This window comes from Sneathia sp. DSM 16631, assembly GCF_014892235.1.
GTDB classification, from domain to species: domain Bacteria; phylum Fusobacteriota; class Fusobacteriia; order Fusobacteriales; family Leptotrichiaceae; genus Sneathia; species Sneathia vaginalis.
In genome coordinates, this window is record NZ_JADBHL010000052.1 from 1 (window position 1) to 257 (window position 257).

At 33.5% G+C, this 257-nt stretch carries 1 pseudogene; it reads right to left on the reverse strand.

The annotated features are described in order from the left end of the window. Positions 1 to 257 (reverse strand): annotated as a pseudogene (locus tag IMK15_RS06380) (hypothetical protein); the annotation flags it as partial.

Below are 257 nucleotides of genomic sequence, written 5' to 3' on the forward strand. Positions count from 1 at the left end.
TAGACTACTGTTCCTGCTTCACCATTTCTTAGTGCATTTACCTTAGTTGTTAGGTCTTTTCCATTTAATCCATCTTTCCCTGTTAAGCCCTTTGAACCTGCACCATTAGTTCCATCTTTTCCATCTCTTCCATCGTTGCCTTTACCATTTAGACTATTCTTTAATGTATCTGTTAAGTTAAATGTAACTTTTCCATCATTTTCAGTTGTTATTTTTAAGTCTGTTGATGTAAAATCAAATCCAGTTGTTAATGTTGT